This is a genomic window from Terrisporobacter mayombei, from assembly GCF_020748465.1.
GTDB classification, from domain to species: domain Bacteria; phylum Bacillota; class Clostridia; order Peptostreptococcales; family Peptostreptococcaceae; genus Terrisporobacter; species Terrisporobacter mayombei.
In genome coordinates, this window is sequence record NZ_JAHZMP010000186.1 from 1 (window position 1) to 473 (window position 473).

Annotated in this window: 1 protein-coding gene and 1 pseudogene; both read left to right on the forward strand. The window is 55.4% G+C overall.

Going from position 1 to position 473, the window contains the following annotated elements:
* Window positions 1-228 (forward strand): Asd/ArgC dimerization domain-containing protein (locus K0039_RS25165; protein WP_265589556.1); only part of this gene is annotated, 228 nt, incomplete at its 5' end.
* Window positions 228-473: pseudogene (locus tag K0039_RS25170) on the forward strand (hypothetical protein); the annotation flags it as partial. The gene K0039_RS25165 and the pseudogene K0039_RS25170, both read left to right, overlap by 1 nt.

Genomic DNA, 473 nt, shown 5'->3' on the forward strand with positions numbered 1-473 from the left:
GATGCGTTTGTTCAAGGCGAAGATATTGTGCTCTCTGAAGAGAACGAATTCCCAACTCAGGTAGGTGATGTTTCGGGTACGCCGCATCTTTCTGTTGGCTGCGTGCGTAATGACTACGGTATGCCGGAGCAAGTCCAGTTCTGGTCGGTGGCCGATAACGTTCGCTTTGGCGGCGCGCTGATGGCAGTAAAAATCGCCGAGAAACTGGTGCAGGAGTATCTGTACTAATGTCCGACCAGCAACAACCGCCAGTTTATAAAATTGCGCTGGGCATTGAGTACGACGGCAGTAAGTATTACGGCTGGCAACGGCAGAACGAAGTCCGCAGTGTGCAGGAGAAGCTGGAAAAGGCGCTCTCCCAGGTGGCGAACGAACCCATCACCGTCTTCTGCGCCGGGCGTACTGACGCAGGGGTACACGGTACCGGGCAGGTTGTGCATTTCGAAACAACCGCGCTGCGCAAAGACGCGGCG